The sequence below is a fragment of the Pseudomonas sp. WS 5410 genome, from assembly GCF_012985645.1.
GTDB classification, from domain to species: domain Bacteria; phylum Pseudomonadota; class Gammaproteobacteria; order Pseudomonadales; family Pseudomonadaceae; genus Aquipseudomonas; species Aquipseudomonas shahriarae.
Genome location: NZ_JAAQWS010000001.1, coordinates 152,904 through 176,375 on the forward strand (window position 1 = coordinate 152,904; position 23,472 = coordinate 176,375).

At 62.3% G+C, this 23,472-nt stretch carries 17 protein-coding genes; 14 read left to right on the forward strand and 3 right to left on the reverse strand.

All coding sequences use genetic code 11. From position 1 onward, the window contains the following. Positions 1-6: 6 nt before the first annotated feature. Positions 7-279: a DUF1652 domain-containing protein gene (locus HBO24_RS00650; protein ID WP_057438448.1), complete on the reverse strand. Its 273-nt coding sequence runs from the start codon at positions 277-279 to the stop codon at positions 7-9. Positions 280-536: 257 nt separating this feature from the next. On the opposite strand from HBO24_RS00650, the gene HBO24_RS00655 reads away from it, so the two are divergent. The 4 genes from HBO24_RS00655 to HBO24_RS00670 are packed head-to-tail and all read left to right on the forward strand — an operon-like array spanning position 537 to position 4,325. Then, positions 537-1,361, forward strand: a complete 825-nt coding sequence (locus HBO24_RS00655; protein WP_057438449.1) for a helix-turn-helix domain-containing protein — start codon at positions 537-539, stop codon at positions 1,359-1,361. A gap of 48 nt (positions 1,362-1,409) precedes the next feature. Further along, positions 1,410-2,816, forward strand: coding sequence for an FAD-binding oxidoreductase (locus tag HBO24_RS00660; RefSeq protein ID WP_057959678.1), 1,407 nt, complete (start codon positions 1,410-1,412; stop codon positions 2,814-2,816). Positions 2,817-2,843: 27 nt separating this feature from the next. Continuing rightward, positions 2,844-3,185: a cupin domain-containing protein gene (locus HBO24_RS00665; protein WP_057438450.1), complete on the forward strand. Its 342-nt coding sequence runs from the start codon at positions 2,844-2,846 to the stop codon at positions 3,183-3,185. 60 nt (positions 3,186-3,245) lie between these two features. Further along, positions 3,246-4,325, forward strand: a complete 1,080-nt coding sequence (locus HBO24_RS00670) for a polyamine ABC transporter substrate-binding protein (protein WP_057959677.1) — start codon at positions 3,246-3,248, stop codon at positions 4,323-4,325. A 214-nt stretch (positions 4,326-4,539) separates the two neighbouring features. On the opposite strand, the gene HBO24_RS00675 is transcribed toward HBO24_RS00670, so the two are convergent. Further along, entirely contained in the window at positions 4,540-5,334 is a 795-nt protein-coding gene (locus HBO24_RS00675; protein ID WP_057959676.1) for a helix-turn-helix transcriptional regulator, read from the reverse strand. Positions 5,335-5,546: 212 nt separating this feature from the next. On the opposite strand from HBO24_RS00675, the gene HBO24_RS00680 reads away from it, so the two are divergent. The 10 genes from HBO24_RS00680 to HBO24_RS00725 all read left to right on the forward strand — a co-directional run bounded on the left by HBO24_RS00680 (position 5,547) and on the right by HBO24_RS00725 (position 23,025). After that, positions 5,547-6,911: an APC family permease gene (locus HBO24_RS00680; RefSeq protein WP_057444785.1), complete on the forward strand. Its 1,365-nt coding sequence runs from the start codon at positions 5,547-5,549 to the stop codon at positions 6,909-6,911. Between the two features lie 9 nt (positions 6,912-6,920). Then, positions 6,921-8,018, forward strand: a complete 1,098-nt coding sequence (locus HBO24_RS00685) for a P1 family peptidase (RefSeq protein ID WP_057438453.1) — start codon at positions 6,921-6,923, stop codon at positions 8,016-8,018. Between the two features lie 426 nt (positions 8,019-8,444). Further along, on the forward strand, positions 8,445-9,893 hold the full coding sequence (locus tag HBO24_RS00690; protein WP_170059120.1) for a serralysin family metalloprotease: 1,449 nt from the start codon (positions 8,445-8,447) through the stop codon (positions 9,891-9,893). A gap of 66 nt (positions 9,894-9,959) precedes the next feature. Further along, positions 9,960-10,334 carry an AprI/Inh family metalloprotease inhibitor gene (locus HBO24_RS00695; protein ID WP_169960299.1) on the forward strand — a complete coding sequence of 125 codons (375 nt, stop codon included), beginning with the start codon at positions 9,960-9,962 and terminating at the stop codon, positions 10,332-10,334. 177 nt (positions 10,335-10,511) lie between these two features. Then, positions 10,512-12,263, forward strand: a complete 1,752-nt coding sequence (locus HBO24_RS00700) for a type I secretion system permease/ATPase (RefSeq protein ID WP_057959672.1) — start codon at positions 10,512-10,514, stop codon at positions 12,261-12,263. Then, positions 12,260-13,582 (forward strand): HlyD family type I secretion periplasmic adaptor subunit, encoded by a 1,323-nt coding sequence (locus HBO24_RS00705; protein ID WP_115128203.1) that lies wholly within the window; start codon positions 12,260-12,262, stop codon positions 13,580-13,582. The genes HBO24_RS00700 and HBO24_RS00705 overlap by 4 nt, the downstream gene beginning before the upstream one ends. A 2-nt stretch (positions 13,583-13,584) precedes the next feature. After that, complete coding sequence (locus tag HBO24_RS00710; protein WP_057959670.1) at positions 13,585-14,922, forward strand: TolC family outer membrane protein; 1,338 nt, start codon at positions 13,585-13,587, stop codon at positions 14,920-14,922. A 66-nt stretch (positions 14,923-14,988) separates the two neighbouring features. Beyond that, on the forward strand, positions 14,989-17,913 hold the full coding sequence (locus HBO24_RS00715) for an autotransporter serine protease (protein ID WP_057438457.1): 2,925 nt from the start codon (positions 14,989-14,991) through the stop codon (positions 17,911-17,913). Between the two features lie 31 nt (positions 17,914-17,944). Further along, entirely contained in the window at positions 17,945-21,076 is a 3,132-nt protein-coding gene (locus HBO24_RS00720; RefSeq protein ID WP_169990197.1) for an autotransporter serine protease, read from the forward strand. Positions 21,077-21,177: 101 nt separating this feature from the next. Further along, the gene (locus HBO24_RS00725) at positions 21,178-23,025 is read left to right on the forward strand and encodes a polyurethanase (protein WP_170059121.1); all 1,848 of its coding nucleotides are present in this window, start codon (positions 21,178-21,180) and stop codon (positions 23,023-23,025) included. A 44-nt stretch (positions 23,026-23,069) separates the two neighbouring features. On the opposite strand, the gene HBO24_RS00730 is transcribed toward HBO24_RS00725, so the two are convergent. After that, positions 23,070-23,294, reverse strand: a complete 225-nt coding sequence (locus tag HBO24_RS00730; RefSeq protein ID WP_057438460.1) for a YgdI/YgdR family lipoprotein — start codon at positions 23,292-23,294, stop codon at positions 23,070-23,072. Between the last annotated feature and the right edge of the window lie 178 nt (positions 23,295-23,472).

The window sequence follows — 23,472 nt, forward strand, 5'->3', positions numbered from 1 at the left end:
CACCCTTCAGGCCTGCAGCAACTTTGGCCGCACAAACGATTCCAGCTCAGCCTCGATCGCCTCGATAATCCGCTCCACATCCGTGGCATTCATCACCGTGGCGCAGGGAATGCCAGCGATGGCAATCAGGGTTTCACCACTCTCTCGGTCAAACAGGCGCGCAATCAGGCTGCCGGGTGCGTCCATGCTGCCTTCAAAACCGACCGGATGAAAATGCCAGCGCATCAACTGACATGCGTTGGGGAACGTCACTTTGTTCATGTGGCCCACCTTGTTCATTGAGCGCTTCCTTTAGCTCGCGGCAAGGGCGTCAGAACCATCAATGGCGCTGACCGTGAAGCTTAAAAAATAGCACTCACTCGCAGTGAACACCGGAGTTTTTTCTATCCGTTCGGCAGTTGCTTGCAAGAAGTTTGATGTGGGTCATGTCTTACGAATGCTTAGGCAAAAGGCCACTACTTAAAACTGTCACGTTGCCATTGAAGCCCTTGGTAAAGTTGTGCAAGCTCCAGGCTTTAGCCGTTTTCGAGCGTTGTATGCCACAGACCGCCCCGGCCGATAGCCCGCAACAGACGCAAGCGACTGCCGAGGTGGTGTTGCGCCATCATCTTTGCTGGAAACACCGGGACCTGGACGGGGTGATGGCGCACTATCACCCGGATATCCAGTACCACGATTTCTTCCAGAACCGCGTGGTGTGCTTCGACCAGTTGCGCGAGTACCTGCAAGCCAGCATGCCCCGCGACCCCGACGAAGGCATTGAACACACCGACCGCATTCGCACCGACGGCGATACCGCCTTTATCCAGTATCGCGTGACCTTGCGTGGCGGCCAGGGCCTGGTGTCGTTTCGCACCAGTGAGGCGATCACCGTGCGCGACGGGCTGATCTGGCGCGTCAACGAATACGCGTCCCTGGTGCACGAGCCCGCCACCAGCCGCTCCCAGTCCCAGGCCACGCGGCCGACCGTCAGCCGCCTGGGCCTGTCGCCCCAGCAACTGAGTTACCTGGCCAACGATCTGCAGCAGTACTTCCAGCGCCAGCAACCCTATCTCGACCCGGAACTGGACCTGCAGCGGGTGGCCAAGGAATGTGGTTACAGTCGCAACCAGATTTCCTATCTGCTCAACCAGGTGCTGGGGCAGAGCTTCTACCGCTACGTCAACCAGGCCCGCCTGCAGCATTTACTGGCGGCGCTGGACGGCGCCACGCCGCCGATCCGTATCGACGAGCTGGCGTTTGCCGCCGGTTTCAATTCCTTGTCGGCGTTTTACAGCTGTTTCCGCCAGCACACTGGCTTGTCGCCCAAGGCCTACGTCAAACAAATTTCCCTGCGTGCACGCGCGCAAGACGACGACTGAAGCCAGGCACTAGGATCACGCCATCGACGTTTGGTGGTGGAGTTCGGCATGCCGGCATGGCGCAAGATCAGTTTATGGATGGACCAGCTGCAAGAGCCGCTGGAGGCGCGTGCGTCCCTCGGGCAGGACCTGGATGTCGATGTGGCCATTATTGGCGCCGGCTACACCGGGTTGTGGACCGCCTATTACCTCAAGCGCCACGCGCCGCAGCTCAAGGTGGTGATCATCGAGGCGCAGACCGCCGGTTTTGGCGCTTCCGGGCGCAACGGTGGCTGGCTGATGGGCAATCTGCTGGGCGAAGATCGCTTGCTGGCAGGGCTGCCCGCCGAGCAGCGCCGGGCCTCGTTTGACCTGCTGCACGGCATCCCCGATGAAGTCGGGCAGGTGTTGCAGCGCGAAGGTATCGACTGCGACTACCGCAAAGGCGGGGCGTTGCACTGCGCCGCCCGTTACCCGGAGCAGGAAGCCAGCCTGCGCGAATACCTGGCCAAACTGCATGGCCAGGGCCTGACCGACGACGACTATCGCTGGCTCAGCCCCGAACAACTGGCCGGGCAAATCCGCATCGCCTCGGCCTATGGTGCGGTCTACACCCCCCACGTCGCGACGATCCACCCGGCCAAGCTGGTGCGCGGGTTGGCGCGGGTGGTCGAGGCCATGGGCGTGGCGATCTACGAGAACAGCCCGGTCACCCACTGGCAGTCCGGCAGCCTGCGCACCGAGCAGGCCCAGGTCCGCGCCTCGTGGGTGGTGCCGGCGGTGGAGGGCTATGCGCCGACGCTCAAGCCCCTGGGTCGCTATCAACTGCCGGTGCAGAGCCTGATCGTCGCCACCGAACCCCTGCCGGCCAGTACCTGGGAGGAAATCGGCCTGAATCAAGGCCAGGCCTTCGGTGAAAGCAGCCGCCAGGTCACCTACGGCCAGCGCACAGCCGATAACCGCCTGGTGTTCGGGGCCCGCGGTGGCTATCAGTTTGCCGGCAAGCTGCGCCACAACTTCGACCTCACCGACAGCGAAGTGGAACTGCGCCGCTACCTGTTCTGCGAGCTGTTCCCGCAACTCAAGCATGTGCGGGTCACCCACTCCTGGGGCGGCAACCTCGGTATGTCGCGGCGCTTCCGGCCGCACATGCTGTGCGACCAACAGAGTGGCATCGCCTTGTCCGGCGGGTATGGCGGGGAGGGCGTGGGCGCCAGCAACTTGGGTGGCCGGACCCTGGCTGACCTGATCCTGGGGCGCGACACGCCGCTGGTCCAGCAGCCATGGGTGTTGCGCGACGGCGGCCTGAGTGCCCTCCGGGGCTGGGAGCCGGAGCCGTGCCGCTGGTTGGGCTACAACGCCATCATTCGCAGTTTTGTCCATGAGGACCAGACCCTGGCCGACCCGAACACCGCGCCCTGGCGGCGCAAGCTGGCCAGCGGGATTGCCGGTTTCATGGAAGGTTTTATGCATTAAGTCGCTTCAATCACCACAGGTATGACCATGAGCATTACCCAATTCAAAGACACCCTTAACCGCCACTTGCCGGACTCAAACCCGGTCGCCGTGCCCTTGGGCACCCCGGTTGCCGTGGCCTCCACCCTCAGCGTAGAGCGCAACGACGGCGTCGAAACCGGTATCTGGGAATGCACCCCGGGCCGCTGGCGGCGCCAGATCGTGGCCCAGGAGTTCTGCCACTTTATCCAGGGCCGCTGCACCTTCACCCCCGATGACGGCGAAACCCTGCATATCGAAGCCGGCGATGCACTGATGTTGCCGGCCAACAGCACGGGCATCTGGGATATCCAGGAGACCGTACGCAAGACCTATGTGTTGATCCTCTAATCTTTTGATCCTTGATCGCCTGCCATAAAAACAGCCCTATAACCGCCAGGAAATCGAACCATGAGACCCATTGCCCTGTTGCCCTTGATGTTGGTGGCGTCCCTGACCCAGGCCGCCGAAACGGTGAAAATCTACAACTGGTCGAGCTACATCGCGCCGGACACCACCAAGAACTTCCAGAAGGAAACCGGGATCGGTTTCAGCTACGACGTGTACGACAGCAACGAGACCCTGGACGGCAAGTTGATGACCGGTAACTCGGGCTACGACGTGGTGTTCCCGTCCAACCACTTCATGGCCCGGCAGATCCAGGGCGGGGCCCTGAAAAAACTCGACAAGAGCCAGCTGCCGAACTGGAAAAACCTCAACCCGGTGCTGCTCAAGGCCCTGCAAACCAACGACCCGGGCAATGAACACGGCTTCCCGTACCTGTGGGGCAGCACCGGCATCGGCTACAACATCGACAAGGTCAAGGCAGTGCTGGGCGACGACGCGCCGGTCAACTCCTGGGACTTGATCTTCAAGCCCGAATACATGGAAAAACTCAGTAAGTGCGGGGTGGCGATTCTCGACAACGGTCCGGAACTGCTGCCCATTGCCCTGAATTACCTGGGCTTGCCGCACCACAGCAAGAACCCCGAAGACTATAAAAAGGCCGAGGCGCTGCTGATCAAAGTGCGGCCGTACATTGCCTACTTCCACTCCTCGAAATACACCGGTGACTTGGCCAATGGCGACATCTGCGTGGCAGTGGGTTTTTCGGGTGACGTGCTGCAGGCCGAAAGCCGCGCCAAGGAAGCCAAGAATGGCGTGAAGATCGGCTACAACATCCCCAAGGAAGGCGCCGCGATCTGGTTCGACATGGTCGCCATGCCTGCCGACGCCCCGGATGAGAAGGCCGGCTATGCCTTTATGAACTACCTGCTGCGCCCGGACGTGATGGCCGACATCACCAACTTCGTGCACTACGCCAACGGCAACAGCGCCGCCGACAGCCTGGTAGACCCGGTGATCAAGAGCGACACCAAGGTGTACCCGAGCGAGGAAATGATGGGCAAGCTCTTCGCCCTCGAAGCCATGCCGATGAAGATCGACCGTGTTCGCACGCGGATCTGGAACACCATCCGTACCGGGCGCTAAGGCAGCAGGCTTACCCTGGTGGGGGCTGGAGTGTCAGGTTAGATAAATGCGACTGACACACCGCCATCGCGGGCAAGCCCGCTCCCACAGGGGGAACTCGGCGAGCAGAAAATTGTGGCTACACCACAAGTCAAATGTGGGAGCTGGCTGGCCTGCGATGGCGGTAGGCCAGTCGACACATCCTTACTGGATCCACCACTCCCGCGTGCCTGCCCTATGGGTTATCCAGGTCATGCCCCAACGACTGGATAAACAACGAAAACAACTCCGGCTGCGACGAGATATCCAGCTTGGCGTACAGGTGCCGGCGATGCACCTTGACCGTGTCCGGCGAGATGCTCAGGCGTTCGGCCATGGCCTTGGATGAGAACCCGCGCAATACCAGGCGGGCGATTTCCAGTTCGCGCTCGGACAACACCCCACTGCCAAAATGGCTCAACGCATCGCGAATCTGGCTGGCCATGGCCTCGCCGGCCGGTGCGCGCCGGGTGCTCTGCTGCCAGTGCTGCTGCATCAGTGGCAGCACCCACGCCGCCAGCAGGGTCAGCAGCCCGGTTTCAGACGCGGTAAACACCCGCTGCATCCCCAGGGACAACGACAAGGTGCCCACCCCCGGCAGTTGCAGGATGAACTGCACCTCATCCTCCAGCACATTGTCGTGAAAGTAATTGAGGAAGTACTCGCTCTGGCGGAAATGGTCCGGCGCCACCTCTTCCAGGCGATACACGCCGCTGGCATAGCCTTCGCGGCAGGCCTGGAAGAACGGGTCGAGCAAGTACAAACCGTTGAGGTACACCAGCATCGACGCCGGTTTGCTGGTGGGCTGCGCGTCGTACTCCTCCAGCGCCTGGGGCGGGCCATCCAGCGGGTAGAAGATTGCCAGGGCGTTATCGAACGCCAGGTTCTGGTGCAGCAGCAACACCAGTTGCTTCCAGAAACGCTCGGTGCCAATTTGCGACACCGTCCGACCCAGCCCCGCATGCATGCCGATTTCCCTGAACAGGCTCATGTGATGGGTTCCGATGGCTGAAAGATCGGCCAAGGGTTCGGCTTTTGCACGAGCCCGTCAAGGGGAGTACTCCAATAGGGGAATTGGCGGGTGCCGGCGCAGCGCCTAGATTCCCTGGCATTCAGCGGGAAACATATCCCGCACACGCATTCCCTTTTCGTTCCTGCCTCAACCAGCTTTCCAATAAAAAGAATAACCACGAGGATAACGACATGAGCGCAACCCCCGCACCCGACGGCGTGCTGAAACCTACCTTGAGTGTGTTCGATGTGGTGGCCATTACCGTTTCGGCGGTAACCCCGGCCAGTTCCGTATTTGTTATTGCACCGTTCGCGATCCAGCAAGCGGGCAGCGGGGTGTTCCTGGCATTTGTGATGGCTGGGCTACTGGCGCTGATGTTTGCCTTTTGCTACGCGGAACTGGGGCGTGCCCATAACAGTGCCGGTGGCGAATACGTGTACGCCAAGCGCGTGTTTGGCGGCATGGCCGGCTACGCGACGTTCCTCACGGTACTGGTGATGCTGCTGTTTATCCCGCCAGTCCTGGCCACCGGCGCCGCGACCTACCTCAATAACGCCCTGGGCACGAAATTCGATTCACAAACCGTGGCCCTGGTGATTGTGGTGTGCAGTTACGCCCTGGGCATTCTCAATATCAAGCTCAACGCCTGGATCACCGGCACTTGCCTGCTGTTGGAAGTGGCGGCGTTGCTGGTGATTGTGTTTATCGGCTTTGGCAACCCGGTGCAGCCGGCCAGTGTGCTGTTCCAACCGCAGATCGTCGAAAACGGCGTGCTGCACCTGGCGCCCTGGGCCCTGGTGATCGGCGCGGTGGGCATCGGCCTGTTCTCGTTCAACGGCTACGGCCCGGCGGTGCTGCTGGCCGAAGACATGAAGTGCGGCGGCAAGGGCGTGCACAAGGCGGTGCTGTGGTCCCTGGGCCTGGTGGTGGTGATCGAGTTGGTGCCAATCACCGCGCTGTTGATCGGCGCGCCCTCCCTGAGCGAGATGATCAGCAGCCCGGACCCCATCGGCTACCTGCTGACCAGCCATGGTAATGAAACCCTGTCACGCCTGGTCAGCGCCGGGATCTTCCTCTCGGTGTTCAACGCCATCGTTGCCATCGTGATCCAGATCGGCCGGGTGGTGTTCAGCAGCGGCCGTGATGCGCTGTGGACGCCGACCATCAATAAACTCTTCACCCGCATCCACCCACGCTGGGATTCGCCATGGCTGGCCACGCTGTTCCTGGCGATCCCATCGGCACTGCTCAGCTTCAGCTCCAACCTGGCAGACCTGACGTCCTTCAGCGTGTTGTTGATCATGCTGGTGTACCTGATCGTCGCCCTGAGCGCGCTGATGAGCCGGGTGCTGTTGCGCGACCGCGAGCACCCGTACCGCATGCCCCTGTGGCCGGTGCCGGCACTGCTGGCCGTGGCGGGCGCGGGTTATCTGTTGTTTACCTTGTTTAGCGCGGCGTCCATGCGCGACATCATGATTATCATCGGCCTGCTGGCCTTGTCGGTGATCCTGTACTGCATCAGCGGCCGGTCGAGTCCGGCGTTTCAGAAACTGTAAGGAGTGGTTATGCGCGCACGTCAATTGGGCATCACGTTGGGGCTGGGTACGCCCGGCGAATTGAATGCGATTACCGACGTCCCCGGGATTCGGGTCGGCCACAGCACGCTCAAGGAGCAGATCGACGGCAAACAGGTGCGCACCGGGGTCACACTGATCCAGCCGCGGGCTGGTGCAGCCCGGCTGCAGCCGTGTTTTGCCGGGTACCACGTGCTCAACGGCAACGGCGACGCCACCGGCCTTGAGTGGATCGGCGAAGCGGGGCTGCTGACCACGCCCCTGGCGATCACCAACACCCACAGTATCGGCATTGTGCGCGACACCCTGATTGCCCTGGAGCGCGACAGCCTGGCGGACCCGGCGGTGTACTGGTGCATGCCGGTGGTGATGGAAACCTACGACGGCCTGCTCAACGATATCTGGGGCCAGCATATCGGCCCCGAGCATGTGCTGCAGGCCATGGCCAACGCAGAATCCGGCCCGGTACAGGAGGGTGCCGTGGGTGGTGGCACCGGGATGATCTGCCATGAATTCAAGGGCGGTATCGGCAGCGCCTCGCGCAAGCTGGCAGCGGAGCAGGGCGGCTGGACTGTCGGCGTGCTGGTGCAGGCCAACCACGGCAAGCGCCAGGAGCTGCGGGTGGATGGCTACCCGGTGGGGCGGCACCTGATGGAAATCGCCTCGCCATTTGCCGAGCGTGGTACGCCGGGCATGGGCTCCATCGTGGTGATTATCGCCACCGATGCGCCGCTGCTGCCGCACCAGTGCCAGCGCCTGGCGCAACGCGCCTCTATCGGCATTGCCCGCACCGGCGGTGGCACCGAGGATTCCAGTGGTGATCTGTTCCTCGCGTTTGCCACCGGCAACCACGACCTGCCGCCGGCGGATTACGGGCGCAAGGACCTGCCCCTGAGCACAACGCTGAGCATGGTCAATAACGATCATATTTCGCCCTTGTTCAGCGCCGCGGCCGAGGCGGTGGAAGAGGCGATCATCAACGCGATCCTCGCCGGGGAGGACATGACCACCGCCGATGGCGTGCTGGTACCGGGGCTGGAGGGGCAGACGCTGCTGGAGGCCCTGCGCCAAACGGGGTGGCGTGGCTAGTCTTGACCTCGCTATCGCCGGCTTGCCGGTGATAGCGGCCGCAAGCTGTCGATATTTAAACAGTGGCTATTTAATATTTACCAATGACACGGTGGCACTTTAAAAGTGCACCCCACTCAATATATTGGATCCACTTAGCACTAAAGTGTGACGTGTCTGGCATTTAACTATTTAGCACTATTTAATATTTAAATAGCCCGCTTGCCGCCATCCAGCCCAAAATAAAGAATATAAACACTTAATTCCCAATGTTTGCAGTCGTTATTCCGTCCACGCACTTTTCCAACAAAAAAAATACTGGACGTGTGATTTCGAATTGTGTCAGTTTCCTTTCGCCTTCATAAGAGGCGAGTGATAGGACGATCTCGCCCGAGAGCGTCGCTATCGGACAAAAACTGTTCCACTTGCAAACAAGGAAGTACGTTTATGTCGAAAGTAAAAGACAAAGCTATTGTCTCGGCAGCTCAAGCAAGTAGTGCCTATTCACAAGTCGATAGCTTTAGCCATTTGTATGACCGTGGCGGCAATCTCACGGTCAATGGCAAACCCTCGTTCTCTGTCGACCAGGCAGCCGACCATTTGCTGCGCGAAAACGCGGCATACCGGGACGTTGACGGTAACGGCAGGATCGACTTGACCTACACCTTCCTGACCTCGGCTTCCTCGGCGACCATGAACAAGCATGGTATCTCCGGGTTCAGCCAGTTCAGCAACCTGCAAAAAGGCCAGGCCGTTCTGGCCATGCAATCCTGGGCCGATGTGGCCAATGTCACCTTCACCGAGAAAGCCTCGGGCGGCGACTTCCACATGACCTTCGGCAACTACAGCGCAGGCCAGGACGGCGCCGCGGCGTTTGCCTACCTGCCTGGCACCAATGAGAAGTACCACACGAGTGGCACGGATGGCACCTCGTGGTACCTGATCAACAACAGCTACACCGCCAACATTAACCCTGGCCTGAACAACTACGGGCGTCAGACCCTGACCCACGAGATCGGCCATACCCTGGGCCTGGATCACCCTGGCGACTACAACGCCGGGACCGGCAACCCGTCTTACAAAGACGCGGACTACGGCCAGGACACCCGTGGCTACAGCGTCATGAGCTACTGGGGCGAAAACAACACCAACCAGAACTTCACCAAAGGCGGGGTCGAGGCCTATGCGTCCGGCCCGCTGATCGACGATATTGCGGCGATCCAGAAGCTCTACGGTGCCAACTACAACACCCGTGCCGGTGACACCACCTACGGTTTCAACTCCAACACCGGGCGCGATCACCTCAGCGCCACGTCCAACGCCGACAAGCTGGTGTTCTCGGTATGGGACGGTGGCGGCAACGACACCCTGGACTTCTCCGGCTTTACCCAGAACCAGAAAATCAACCTCAACGCGACTTCGTTCTCCGACGTGGGTGGCCTGGTGGGTAACGTGTCGATCGCCCAGGGCGTGACCGTGGAAAACGCCCTTGGTGGCTCGGGCAACGACCTGCTGATCGGCAACGCCGTGGCCAACACCCTCAAGGGTGGCGCCGGCAATGACCTGATCTACGGCGGTGGCGGTGCCGACAAACTGTGGGGCGGCGCGGGTTCGGACACCTTTGTGTTCGGTGCCAGCTCTGACTCCAAGCCGGGTGCGGCGGATCAGATTCTTGATTTCACCTCGGGTTCGGACAAGATCGACCTGACCGGCATCACCAACGGCAGCGGCCTGCATTTCGTCAACGCCTTTACCGGCGCTATCGGTGATGCCGTGCTCACTTATGCCTCGGGTACCAACCTGGGCACCTTGGCGGTGGACTTCTCCGGGCACGGCGTGGCGGATTTCCTCGTCACCACCGTAGGCCAGGCGATGTATAGCGACATCGTGGCTTGATCAAGGCGTAACGAAGGGTGGCGCCCCGGCGCTGCTCTTCCCTTGCAACAGCCCCGTAAACGGGTAATGGTGATGACTAATTTTCGCAACGCAATCGCCTGGTTGATCCTGGCATTGCTCGTGTCGGCAGGAGCCAACGCAATGGCAAGCAGTCTTGTTTTACCCAGCACCGCGCAATTGGCGGGGCACTGGCAACTGCGCCAGCAGGAGCAGGTGTGCGAGCTGGATCTGATCGCCGAACCCAACAGCCTGGCCGGTGATATTGAGTGCGCGCAACAGTGGCTGGGGCAAAAACCCCTGACCTGGCTGCCCACCCCGGATGGCATTTGGCTGATGAATACCGAGGGCACCGGTATTACCCATTTGAATCGACAGAAAGAAGGCGAATACACCGCGCGTTCTGCTTCTGGAGTAGAGCTGTTACTGCGACGCACACACTAATTAAGTATTGCGGTTATATGCTTATAACTGCCGGGCATAGAGACATTTGTTGGTCGTGACCTTTATCGACCTGTCACTTCCAACGCATTAAACACTATCGAAATAGTTGCCCGCCCCATTGTTTGGGGCGCTCGGCAGACTATTGCGCGTATTTCAGTCCAGGGAAGATCAGGCAACATGGCGAAGACCACTCCCACTGCACCACTGTTTAAAGCCCTCGGCGATTATAAAAGTATCCTGATCAGCGTCGGTTGCTTTACCGCGCTGATCAATCTGCTGATGCTGGTGCCGTCCATTTACATGCTGCAAGTGTATGACCGGGTACTGTCCTCGCAGAATGAAACCACCCTGGTGATGTTGACCCTGATGGTGGTGGGCTTCTTTGCTTTTATCGGCACCCTGGAAATCGTCCGCAGCTTTATCGTGATCCGTATCGGCAGCCAGTTGGAGCGGCGGTTCAACCTGCAGGTGTACAAGGCCGCCTTCGAACGCAACCTGCAACGGGGTGAGGGGCACGCCGGGCAATCGCTCGGGGATTTGACCCATATCCGCCAGTTCCTCACGGGGCCGGCGTTGTTTGCGTTCTTCGATGCGCCGTGGTTCCCGATCTACTTGCTGGTGATCTTCCTGTTCAACGTGTGGCTGGGCGTGCTGGCCACGGCGGGTGCGGTGCTGTTGATCGGCCTGGCGTGCCTTAACGAATACCTGACCAAAAAGCCGTTGCGCGAAGCCAGCGGCTACTCCCAGCAGTCCACCCAACTGGCCACCAGCCACTTGCACAACGCCGAGACCATCCAGGCCATGGGCATGCTGGGGGCGTTGCGCAGTCGCTGGTTCCAGGTGCATTCACAATTCCTCGGCCTGCAAAACCGGGCCAGCGACACCGGTTCGGTGATCAGCTCCTTGAGCAAATCCCTGCGCCTGCTCCTGCAATCCCTCGTGCTGGGCTTGGGCGCCTTGCTGGTGATCAAGGGGCAGATGACGGCCGGGATGATGATTGCCGGCACCATTCTGATGGGCCGGGTGCTGAGCCCGATTGACCAGTTGATCGCCGTGTGGAAGCAATGGAGTTCGGCCAAGCTGGCCTATCAACGCCTTGATGAGCTGTTGCAGGAGTTCCCGCCTGGGGCGCAGGCCATGGCGTTGCCGGCGCCTCAGGGCCAGGTGAGTTTCGAGCAGGTCAGCGCCGGGCCGCCGGGGCGGCGGGCGGCGACCTTGCATCAGGTCAGCTTCAAGCTGGCGGCCGGTGAAGTGCTGGGGGTGTTGGGCGCCTCCGGCTCCGGCAAGTCGACCCTGGCGCGGGTGCTGGTGGGGGTGTGGCCAACCCTGGCCGGCACGGTGCGCCTGGACGGCGCCGACATCCATCGCTGGGACCGCGACGACCTCGGCCCCCATATCGGCTACTTGCCCCAGGACATCGAATTGTTCAGTGGCAGCATCGCCGACAACATTGCGCGTTTTCGCCAGGCTGACCCCGAGCGGGTGGTGCAGGCCGCCCAGCAAGCCGGGGTGCATGACCTGATCCTGCGCTTGCCCCAGGGCTACGATACGGTGTTGGGCGACGACGGCAGCGGCTTGTCCGGCGGGCAGAAACAGCGGGTGGCCCTGGCCCGCGCGTTGTATGGCGGGCCGCGCCTGATCGTGCTCGACGAACCCAACTCCAACCTCGACACCGTAGGCGAAGCCGCCCTGGCCAGCGCCATCATGCAGATGAAAGCCCAGGGCAGCAGCGTGATCCTGGTGACCCATCGCTCCTCGGCCCTGGCCCAGGCCGACAAATTGCTGGTCCTCAATGAAGGCCGCCTGCAAGCCTTTGGCCCCAGCCAGGAGGTGCTGCGGGCACTGTCCGGCCACACGGAGCCCCCCCGTGAAAAGGCCGGCGTCAGCTTGAACCGTCAATATCCTGCGGCAAGGAATCCAGGCCAATGAGTACCGATAACAGCCTGCCACTCGAGCAGACCTTTCCCGAGCGCGATGCGCGCTTTTTCTCCCGCATGGGCTGGCTGATGACGGTGGTTGGCGCTGGGGGATTCTTCCTCTGGGCCAGCCTTGCGCCGCTGGACCAGGGGATCCCGGTGCAGGGCACGGTGGTGGTGTCCGGCAAGCGCAAGGCCGTGCAAACCCTGAGCCCCGGCGTGGTCAGCCGGATCCTGGTGCGCGAAGGCGAGGTGGTCAAACAGGGCCAGCCGTTGTTTCGCCTCGACCAGACCCAAAGCCAGGCCGATGTGCATTCCCTGCAAGCCCAGTACCGCATGGCCTGGGCCAGCGTCGCCCGTTGGCAGAGCGAGCGCGACAGCTTGCCTGCCGTGGCCTTTCCCGCTGAACTGAGTGCCAACCCCGATCCTGCGCTAGCCCTGGTACTTGAAGGCCAGCGCCAACTGTTCAGCAGCCGGCGCGAGGCCTTTGCCCGCGAGCAATCGGGGATCCGCGCCAATATCGAAGGCGCCAGCGCCCAGCTCAACGGCATGCGCCGCGCCCGCACGGACCTCAGCGCCCAGGCGCAATCCCTGCGTGATCAACTGGCCAACCTGCAACCTTTGGCAGACAACGGCTATATCCCGCGCAACCGCCTGCTGGAGTACCAGCGCCAACTGTCCCAGGTGCAACAGGACCTGGCGCAGAACAGCGGCGAAAGCGGGCGCCTGGAGCAGGGCATCCTCGAATCGCGCCTCAAGTTGCAACAGCACAGCGAGGAGTACCAGAAGGAAGTCCGCAGCCAGTTGGCCGACGCGCAACTGCGCAGCCTGACCCTGGAGCAGCAACTGACCTCCGCCGGCTTTGACCTGCAACACAGTGAAATCAACGCGCCAGCCGATGGCATTGCGGTCAACCTCGGGGTGCACACCATCGGTGCGGTGGTGCGGGCCGGGGAAACCCTGCTGGAAATCGTGCCCCAGGGCACGCGCCTGGAAGTCGAAGGGCGCCTGCCGGTGAACCTGGTGGACAAGGTCGGCACCGATCTGCCGGTGGATATCCTGTTCACCGCCTTCAACCAGAGCCGCACGCCCCGGGTGCCGGGGGAGGTGAGCCTGATCTCCGCCGACCAGTTGCTCGACGAAAAAACCGGTGTGCCGTATTACGTGCTGCGCACCACGGTCAGCGATGACGCCCTGGAAAAACTCCAGGGCCTGGTGATCAAGCCGGGCATGCCCGCCGAGATGTTCGTGCGCACCGGCGAGCGCTCGCTGCTCAACTACCTGTTCAAGCCGCTGCTCGACCGTGCCGGCTCAGCGTTGACCGAGGAATGAGCATGAAGCCTGTGTTCATCGCCTTGTTTCTCGCCTGCACCGGCGCCCAGGCAGCCATGGGCCCGTTCGATGTGTATGAACAGGCCCTGCGTAACGATCCAGCCTTCCTTGGCGCAATCAAGGAGCGTGACGCCGGCCTGGAAAACCGCACCATCGGCCGCGCCGGCCTGTTGCCCCGGCTGTCGTACAACTACAACAAGGGCCGCAACAACTCCCAGGCCAACCTGCCCGATGGCCGTGGCGGCCACTATCACGACGACCGCAACTACAACAGTTTCGGTTCGACCTTCACCCTGCAACAGCCGCTGTTCGACTACGAAGCCTATGCCAATTACCGCAAGGGCGTGGCCCAGGCGCTGTTTGCCGATGAGAGCTTTCGCGACAAGAGCCAGGCGCTGTTGGTGCGGGTGCTGACCTATTACACCCAGGCCCTGTTCGCCCAGGACCAGATCGACATCGCCCGGGCCAAAAAGAAGGCCTACGAGCAACAGTTCCAGCAGAACCAGCACCTGTTCCAGCAAGGCGAGGGCACCCGCACCGACATTCTGGAGGCCGAGTCCCGTTATGAACTGGCGACGGCCGAAGAGATCCAGGCGCTCGACGAGCAGGACGCGTCACTGCGCGAACTGGGGGCTTTGCTTGGCGTACAGAGCGTCGACATTGCCGACCTCGCGCCACTGAACCAGGACTTCGCCGCCTTGACCCTGGCCCCGGCCAACTACGACAGCTGGCACGAACTGGCATTGACCAACAACCCGACCCTGGCCTCCCAGCGCCAGGCCGTGGAAGTGGCGCGCTATGAGGTGGAACGCAACCGCGCCGGGCATCTGCCACGCATCACCGCGTATGCCAGTTCGCGCCAGCAGGAGTCCGACAGTGGCAACACCTACAACCAGCGCTACGACACCAACACCATCGGCATTGAAGTCAGCGTGCCGTTGTATGCCGGGGGGGGAGTCTCGGCGTCCACCCGCCAGGCCAGTCGCTCCATGGAGCAGGCCGAGTACGAGCTGGAGGGCAAGACCCGCGAGACCCTGATCGAGCTGCGGCGCCAGTTCAGTGCCTGCCTGTCGGGGGTCAGCAAGCTGCGCGCCTATCAAAAGGCCCTGGCCTCGGCTGAAGCGCTGGTGGTGTCGACCAAGCAAAGCATCCTTGGCGGCGAGCGCGTCAACCTCGATGCCCTCAACGCCGAGCAGCAGCTGTACAGCACCCGTCGCGACCTGGCCCAGGCCCGTTACGACTACCTGATGGCCTGGACCAAATTGCATTACTACGCGGGCAACCTGCGCGACACCGACCTGGCCAAGGTCGACGAAGCCTTTGGCCCAGGCCCGCGCTGAATAAAAAACACAATAAAAGTGAGGACGGTCACCGTGAACGCGAAACAACGAGGCTATCACTGCGTCATGCTGTGTGGGCTGGCCAGCCTGGGCACTGCCCAGGCCGCGCCCTATGTAGAGGCCGGCAAGCTGGGCGACCCCGCCAGTTGGCGCTCGGCGGAATACCAAAGGGACTGGGGCCTGGGCCGCATGCAGGCTGATCAAGCCTATGCCGCCGGGATCAGCGGTGCCGGGGTGAAGATCGGCGCGCTGGACTCGGGTTTTGATGCCAGCCACCCGGAAGCCTCCCCGCAGCGTTTTCACCCGGTGACCGCCAGCGGCACTTACGTGGATGGCAGCCCGTTTTCCACCACCGGCGCGCTGAATCCCAACAACGACTCCCATGGCACCCACGTCACCGGCACCATGGCGGCTGCGCGGGACGGCAACGGTATGCATGGCGTGGCCTACAACGCGCAGATCTATGTGGGCAATACCAACGCCAACGACAGCTTCCTGTTTGGCCCGACGCCCGACCCCAAGTACTTCAAGGCGGTGTACAGCGCCATGGTCGATTCCGGGGTACGCGTGATCAATAACAGCTGGGGCAGCCAGCCCAAGGATGTCAGCTACCAGACCCTGGGTGATCTACACGCCGCCTACGCGCAACACTTCAACCAGGGCACCTGGCTGGACGCCGCCGCCGATGTGGCCCGCGCCGGGGTGATCAACGTGTTCAGCGCCGGCAACAGCGGGTATGCCAACGCCAGCGTGCGCTCGGCCTTACCGTACTTTGAGCCGGCGCTGGAAGGCCACTGGCTGGCGGTGTCGGGCCTGGACCAGGCCAATAACCAGAAGTACAACCAGTGCGGCATCGCCAAGTACTGGTGCATCTCCACCCCCGGCGCGAAGATCGACAGCACCATCCCGGGCGGCGGTTATGCGGTCAAGTCCGGCACCTCGATGTCGGCGCCCCATGCCACAGGCGCCTTGGCGCTGGTGATGGAGCGCTACCCGTACTTGAACAACGAGCAGGCCTTGCAGGTGTTGCTGACGACGGCCACGCAACTGGACGGTTCGGTGACCGACGCGCCGAACGCCAAGGTCGGCTGGGGCGTGCCGGACCTTGGCCGGGCGATGCATGGACCGGGGCAGTTACTGGGCACCATGGACGTCAATCTGGCGGCCGGGCAGGGCGATGTGTGGAGCAATGGCATTTCCGACAAGGCGCTGCTGCAGCGCCAGGCGGAAGACAGCGCCGAACACCTGGCATGGCAACAGACCGTGCAGGACAAGGGCTGGGAAAATGGTCCTGGCGCCGGCGCCAGCCAGCAGGAGCAGACCGACTACGCGGTAGGCATGGCCCGGGATGCGGCGGCGGCCCAGCGCATTTACCAAGGCAGCCTGATCAAGTCCGGCGCCGGTAGCCTGCTGCTCAGTGGCGACAGCACCTATCGCGGCCCGACCACGGTCAATGGCGGTGTTTTGAAGGTCGATGGTTCGTTGACCTCGGCGGTCACGGTCAACCCTGGCGGGACCCTGGGCGGTTCCGGGCGCATCGGCGCATTGCAGGCCAACAGCGGCAGTGTGATTGCGCCGGGCAATTCCATCGGCACCTTGAACGTGACCGGGGATGTGCGCTTCGACGCCGGTTCCACCTATGCGGTGGAGCTGTCGGACGCCAGCAGCGATCGTATCGTCGCGGGCGGCAAGGCCACCCTCAACGGCGGCACTGTGACCCTGGCCCTGGAAAACAGCCCGACCCTGCTCAGCCAGCCCCAGGCGCAAAGCCTGATCGGCCGCCAGTACAACATCTTGCAGGCGGCGGGCGGAGTGACCGGCAGTTTTGCTGCGGTATTGCCCAACTATCTGTTTCTGGGCGGCAACCTCGATTACGGCACTAACGGCGTGCAACTGGCTATCGCGCGCAATGACGCAAGCTTTGCCAGCGTCGCGGCGACCCGCAACCAGCTTGCCGTGGCTTCCGCTGCCGAGCAGTTGGGGGCCGGCAACCCGGTGTATGAAAGCGTGCTGAGTGCCGACTCCGCAGTGGTCGCGCGCCAGGCCTTCCAGCAGTTGTCTGGCGAAATCTACCCTGCGGTGGGCGCGATGCTGATCAACGACAGCCGCCATGTGCGCGAGGCCGTCGGTGAGCGCCTGCGCCATGTGCCGGCGACCGGCGAAAGCAACCTCTGGATCAAGGCCCTCGGCGCCTGGGGCAAGGCCGACAGCAGCAGCGAATACGCGGGGTACACCCGCTCTATCGGCGGAATGCTGCTGGGGGTCGATGGCCAGTGGGACGAACAGACCCGCGTCGGCGTGATGGCGGGCTACAGCGACAGCTCGCTGAACATGGGCGATGGCACGCACTCGTCGGCCGATGTCGACAGCTACCACCTGGGCACCTATGCCGGGCGTGAGCTGGGCAACTGGCGCGTGAGTGTGGGCGGCGCCTACAGCTGGCATCGCGGCGATGTGCAGCGCGACCTGCAATACAGCGACGTCAGCGCCAAGCAAAAGGCCAAGCTGGATGCACGCAGCCTGCAGGTGTTCACCGAGGCGGCCTACCGCTTGAACCTGCAAGCGCTGGCCCTGGAACCGTTTGCCAACCTGGCCTATGTGCACCTGGACAGCGAAAGCTTCCATGAAAAAGGCGATGCCGCCGCCCTGCAGCGCGGCAGTGATCGCCGCGACGCGACCCTGAGCACCCTGGGCCTGCGCGCCCTTAAAACAGTGCCGCTGAATGACCGCCAGCAACTGGAACTCTCCGGCTCGCTCGGCTGGCAGCACAGCCTGACACCGGTTGAATCCGAGGAGCACCTGGCCTTTGTTGCCGGAGGCCCATCGTTTGCCGTGCAAAGCACGCCGTTGCAGCGCAACGCCGCGCTGGTGGGCTTGAAGGCCAGCCTGGCATTGAGCGAGACCACGCGGGTCAACCTCGATTACAGCGGCCAATTGGGTGCGAAGGAGAACAACCAGGGCGTGGGCCTGAGCCTCGACTGGCAGTTCTGAAGCGGCGCCAACAAAAAGAACAACAAACGCAATGAAACTAAGGAAGGTCACCGTGAACGTAAAACAACGAGGGTTTCACTCCGCCATCCCAACAGGCCCGGGCTACCCGCTCAAGGCCCTGAGTCGCGTGCCATACGGCGCGTTGCTGTGTTGCCTGGCCAGCCTGGGTACCGCCCAGGCCGCACCCTACGTCGAAACCGGCAAGCTGGGGGATGTCGCCAGTTGGCGCAGCAATGAGTTCAAGGCCGACTGGGGCCTGGGGGCGGTGAATGCCGATGTGGCGTATGCCGCCGGTTACAGCGGCAAGGGCGTGAAGCTGGGGATTTTCGACCAGCCGGTGTACGCCTTGCACCCTGAGTTCTCCAGCCCGGGCAAGGTGCAGACCCTGGTCACTGAAGGGATCCGCCAGTACACCGACCCGTACATCCCGGTAAAGGCCGGTGACCCGTTCCGCTATGACGGCACACCGTCCCAGGGCTCCAATGGCAAGCTGGGCGACCACGGCACCCATGTCGGTGGCATTGCCGCCGGCGACCGTAACGGTGGGCCGATGCACGGCGTGGCCTACAACGCACAGATCCTCAGCGCCGAGAACGGTGACCCCGGCCCCGAAGACGGGATCATCCTGGGCAACGACGGCGCGGTGTACCAGGCCGGCTGGGACAGCCTGGTGGCCAATGGTGCGCGCATCATCAACAACAGCTGGGGCATCGGCATTGGCGATCAGTTTGCCCAGGGCGGCAAGGACCCGGCGTCCCCCCATTTCGGCCTCAGCGAGGCGCAGGCGCAGTTCGACCAGATCAAACCCTTGCTGGGCACCGCTGCAGGGGGCGCTTATTCGGGCGCGATCAATGCGGCGCGTAGCGGCGTGCTGACAATCTTTGCCGCCGGCAACGACTACAACCTGAACAACCCCGATGCGATTTCCGGCCTGGCGTATTTCGTCCCCGAGATCGCGCCCAATTGGCTGTCGGTGGCGGCGTTGCAGCGCAACCCGGACGTCAACAGCCCTAACCCCTATGTGATCAGCACCTTCTCCTCGCGTTGCGGGTATGCCGCGAGCATCTGCGTATCGGCACCGGGCACGGCGATCTACAGCTCGGTGATGGTCGGCACCACCGTCGATAACATGAACCTGGGCTGGAACAATAAAAGCGGTACCTCCATGGCCGCGCCCCATGTGGCGGGCGCGGCCGCGGTGTTGATGGAGCGTTTCCCGTATATGAGCGGCGAGCAGATTTCCACGCTGCTCAAGACTACCGCCACCGACCTTGGTGCACCGGGCATCGACTCCCTGTACGGTTGGGGCATGATCAACCTGGGCAAGGCGGTCAACGGCCCGGGGATGTTTATCACCGCCGAGGATATTCCGGCCGAGTTTCGCATCGACGGTGGCTATGGCAGCGGCCAGTTTGTCGCGGACTTGCCCGGGGTTGGGGCGGTGGTCGATGCCGGCAAGCCCACCGAGCGCCTGTGCACCGATGTGCACTGCGGGCGGGACGTGTGGAGCAACAACATTTCCGGTCACGGCGGCCTGACCAAGCAGGGCATCGGCACACTGGTGCTGACCGGCAGCAACACCTACAGCGGGCCGACCCTGGTCAATCAAGGCTTGCTGGCGGTCAATGGCTCGCTTACATCACAGGTCACTGTCAGCAACAGCGGGGTCTTGGGCGGGGCCGGTAGCATCGGCGCGCTAAACGCGAAAAGCGGCGGTACGGTCGCGCCGGGCAACTCCATCGGCACCTTGAATGTGGCTGGGGATGTCAATTTCGATGCGGGCTCCACCTATGCGGTAGAGCTGTCCACGACCAGCAGCGACCGCATCGTCGCCGGTGGCAAGGCGACCCTCAACGGCGGCACTGTGACCCTGGCCCTGGAGAACAGCCCGACCTTGCTTAGCCAGCCCGAAGCGCAAAGCCTGATTGGTCGCCAGTACAATATTCTGCAGGCGGCCGGGGGGATTACCGGTAGTTTTGCCTCGGTACTGCCCAATTACCTGTTTGTCGGCGGCAACCTGAACTATGGCGCCAACGGCGTGCAACTGGATGTTGCGCGCACGGCCAATAGCTTTGCCAGCGTCGCAGCGACCGATAACCAACGTGCGGTGGCGGCGGCTGCCGAGCAACTGGGTGCAGGTAACGGGGTGTATGAAAGCCTGCTGCTGGCGCCGAGTGCGGCCTCGGCGCAAGGGGCGTTCCAACAGTTGTCGGGGGAAATCTACCCCGCCCTGGAAACCGCGCTGGTCAACGACAACCGCTACCTGCGTGAAGCCGTAGGCGAGCGCCTGCAGCAGGGGGAAATGGGCACTTCAGCGCAAACCCTCGACTCGCGTGGCAACGTCTGGATCAAGGCCCTCGGCGCCTGGGGTAAAACCGACAGCGCCAGCGATACGGCGGGCTACACCACCTCCATCGGCGGCCTGCTGGCGGGTGTGGACGGTGCGCTGGATGACGACACGCGCCTGGGCCTGGTCGCCGGCTACAGCGATACCTCGCTGAACATGGGCGATGGCACCCATTCGCGGGCATCGGTGGACAGTTACCACTTTGGCGCCTATGCCGGTCACGACATCGGCGCCTGGCGCCTGAGCGGCGGGGCAACCTACAGCTGGCACCGTGCTGATGTGACGCGTGAGCTGCAATACGGCGAAGTCGCCGGCAAGCAGAAAGCCAAGGTCGATGCCCGCAGCACCCAGGTCTTTACCGAAGCGGCTTACCGCCTGAACCTGCAACCGCTGGCGCTGGAGCCATTCGCCAACCTGGCCTATGTGCATCTGGACAGCGATGGCTTCAGCGAGAAAGGCGATGCAGCGGCGCTCAAGGGCGGCGATGACACCCGCGACCTGGTGCTCAGCACCCTGGGCGTACGGGCCTTGAAGACCTTCAACGTCACCGACCATCAGGCCCTCGACGTTTCCGGCACCCTGGGCTGGCAGCACAACCTCAGCGCCACTGATTCCGAGCGCCACCTGGCGTTTGCTTCGGGTAGCACTGCGTTTGCCGTGGAAAGCTCGCCGATGGTGCGCGATGCGGCGTTGGTCGGTGCGCGGGCCAGCCTGGCGCTGACCAAGGATGCGCGGCTGAACTTTGACTACAACGGCCTGCTGGCCAGCAAGGAGAAAATCCACGGTGTGGGCTTGAGCCTGGACTGGGCCTTCTAAACACCGCAGCTCCAAACTGTGGGAGCAGGTTTGCTCCCACAGTTACAGCATTCCAACCGTTTTGGCTTTCTCGACAATTCCAACAAAAGAGAGGCAATACCATGGGTGTCTACGACTACAAAAACCTTACTACTGAGGACTCCAAAGCACTGTTCGCCGATGCCATGGCGATCACGTTGTACTCCTACCACAACCTGGATAACGGCTTTGCCGTGGGCTACCAGCAGCATGGCCTGGGGCTTGGCTTGCCGGTGACCCTGGTGCAGGCGTTGCTGGGCAGCGCCGACTCCCAGGGCGTGATCCCCGGTATCCCATGGAACCCCGACTCGGAAAAGGCCGCCCTCGACGCGGTGCAAAAGGCCGGTTGGACCCCCATCAGTGCCAGCACCCTCGACTACGGCGGCAAGGTCGATGCCCGGGGCACCTTCTTTGGTGAGAAAACCGGCTATACCAGTGCCCAGGTGGAAGTCCTGGGCAAATACGATGACGCCGGCAAACTGCTGGAAATCGGCATCGCCTTCCGTGGCACCTCGGGGCCCAGGGAGAACCTGATTGTTGATTCCATCGGCGATGTGATCAGCGACTTGCTGGCAGCCTTCGGCCCTGCGGACTATGCGAAAAACTACGCGGGCCAGGCGTTTGGCGACTTGCTCGGCAAAGTCGCCGCGTATGCCCGCGCGCAGGGGCTCAGTGGCCAGGATGTACTGGTCAGCGGCCATAGCCTCGGTGGCCTGGCGGTCAACAGCATGGCCGACTTGAGCAACACCACCTGGGCGGGTTTCTATAAGGACGCCAACTACGTGGCCTATGCCTCGCCGACCCAGAGCAGCGGCGACAAGGTGTTGAACATCGGTTATGAAAACGACCCGGTCTATCGCGCCCTCGACGGTTCGTCGTTCAACCTGTCGTCCCTCGGGGTGCATGACCAACCGCATGCCTCCAGCGCCGATAACATCGTCAGCTTCAACGACCACTACGCCTCGACGCTCTGGAACATCCTGCCGTTTTCCATCCTCAACCTGCCGACGTGGATTTCCCATTTACCCACGGGTTATGGCGATGGCATGAGCCGCATCCTCGAATCCAAGTTCTATGACCTGACCAGCCGTGATTCGACGATCATCGTCGCCAATCTGTCGGACCCGGCGCGCGCCAACACCTGGGTGCAGGACCTCAACCGCAATGCCGAAGCCCACCAGGGCAGTACGTTCATTATCGGCAGCGACGGCAATGACCTGATCCAGGGTGGCCGGGGCAACGACTACCTGGAAGGTCGCGCTGGCAACGATACCTTCCGTGATGGCGGCGGCTACAACATCCTGCTGGGCGGCAAGGGGTTCAACACCCTGGACTTGCAGCAGTCGCTGAAAAACGTCGAAGTGGCCAACGATGGCGCAGGCACCCTGTACATCCGCGACGGCCAAGGCGGTATCAGCATGACCCGCGATATGGGCGCGATAGTGAGCAAGGAAAGCTATCTGTTGCTGTTCAGCAAGGAGGTGACCCACAGCGTGACCGACAAGGGGTTGCTGGCGGGCAAGGACCTGACCGCCTACGCGGCGTCGCTCAAGGGCGATGCCGGCGCCAATGTTCTCAAGGCCGGCGATAGCGGGCAGTGGTTGTTTGGCCTGGACGGCAATGACCACCTGATCGGCGGTAAAGGCAACGATGTTCTGGTGGGCGGGGCCGGCAATGACCTGCTGGAAGCGGGTGGCGGGCGCAATACCTTCCTGTTCGACGGCGACTTCGGCCAGGACCGGATCCTGGGTTACCAGTCGACGGACAAATTGGTATTTATGGGCGTGGCGGGGGTGGACGGGCAGTACAACTACCTCGACCATGCCAAGGCAGTGGGCAGCGATACGCTGCTGACCTTCGGCGATAACTCGGTGACGCTGGTGGGGGTAGGGCTGGGCAGCCTGTCGGCGGAGGCGTTCGTGATTACCTGAAACAAACCGTAGGCGCCGGCTTGCCGGCTCCTACGGTGATTCGGTCAGTCTTCCTTGCGCACGGTCGCGACATCCGCCGCCTTGACCCGTACGCGTTTGCCGGCGATATCGGTGAATTCGTAGAAACCATCGGGAGTCTTGGCATTCGGCGTGTCTGTGGTCAGGTACTGCGTACCGTTTTGCAAGGTCACGACGGTCGGCGTCGAGCAACCGGCCAATGCCAGAAACGTCAGTGCAGCCAGCGGCAGGCCCCAGTTCTTCATGTTCATAACCCTTAGTCTCATCCTTCGAAAACCCCGTGCTCAACGGCTGCGGGCAACAAATGTTACGCGGATCCACCCCCATCTGATCACTTTTATGCAAAAAGTTGCGTGCGCCACTGATCTATTAGCGATTGCAACGCAGGCCTGGCAGCGGCAATCTGTATGCATAACCAGTGTTTGCCCA

Bases quoted from the DNA above. Each gene is read 5' to 3' on its own strand.
- HBO24_RS00650 (WP_057438448.1), bottom strand. From the start codon at position 279: ATGAACAAGGTGGGCCACATGAACAAAGTGACGTTCCCCAACGCATGT.
- HBO24_RS00655 (WP_057438449.1), top strand. From the start codon at position 537: ATGCCACAGACCGCCCCGGCCGATAGCCCGCAACAGACGCAAGCGACT.
- HBO24_RS00660 (WP_057959678.1), top strand. From the start codon at position 1,410: ATGCCGGCATGGCGCAAGATCAGTTTATGGATGGACCAGCTGCAAGAG.
- HBO24_RS00665 (WP_057438450.1), top strand. From the start codon at position 2,844: ATGAGCATTACCCAATTCAAAGACACCCTTAACCGCCACTTGCCGGAC.
- HBO24_RS00670 (WP_057959677.1), top strand. From the start codon at position 3,246: ATGAGACCCATTGCCCTGTTGCCCTTGATGTTGGTGGCGTCCCTGACC.
- HBO24_RS00675 (WP_057959676.1), bottom strand. From the start codon at position 5,334: ATGAGCCTGTTCAGGGAAATCGGCATGCATGCGGGGCTGGGTCGGACG.
- HBO24_RS00680 (WP_057444785.1), top strand. From the start codon at position 5,547: ATGAGCGCAACCCCCGCACCCGACGGCGTGCTGAAACCTACCTTGAGT.
- HBO24_RS00685 (WP_057438453.1), top strand. From the start codon at position 6,921: ATGCGCGCACGTCAATTGGGCATCACGTTGGGGCTGGGTACGCCCGGC.
- HBO24_RS00690 (WP_170059120.1), top strand. From the start codon at position 8,445: ATGTCGAAAGTAAAAGACAAAGCTATTGTCTCGGCAGCTCAAGCAAGT.
- HBO24_RS00695 (WP_169960299.1), top strand. From the start codon at position 9,960: ATGGTGATGACTAATTTTCGCAACGCAATCGCCTGGTTGATCCTGGCA.
- HBO24_RS00700 (WP_057959672.1), top strand. From the start codon at position 10,512: ATGGCGAAGACCACTCCCACTGCACCACTGTTTAAAGCCCTCGGCGAT.
- HBO24_RS00705 (WP_115128203.1), top strand. From the start codon at position 12,260: ATGAGTACCGATAACAGCCTGCCACTCGAGCAGACCTTTCCCGAGCGC.
- HBO24_RS00710 (WP_057959670.1), top strand. From the start codon at position 13,585: ATGAAGCCTGTGTTCATCGCCTTGTTTCTCGCCTGCACCGGCGCCCAG.
- HBO24_RS00715 (WP_057438457.1), top strand. From the start codon at position 14,989: ATGCTGTGTGGGCTGGCCAGCCTGGGCACTGCCCAGGCCGCGCCCTAT.
- HBO24_RS00720 (WP_169990197.1), top strand. From the start codon at position 17,945: ATGAAACTAAGGAAGGTCACCGTGAACGTAAAACAACGAGGGTTTCAC.
- HBO24_RS00725 (WP_170059121.1), top strand. From the start codon at position 21,178: ATGGGTGTCTACGACTACAAAAACCTTACTACTGAGGACTCCAAAGCA.
- HBO24_RS00730 (WP_057438460.1), bottom strand. From the start codon at position 23,294: ATGAACATGAAGAACTGGGGCCTGCCGCTGGCTGCACTGACGTTTCTG.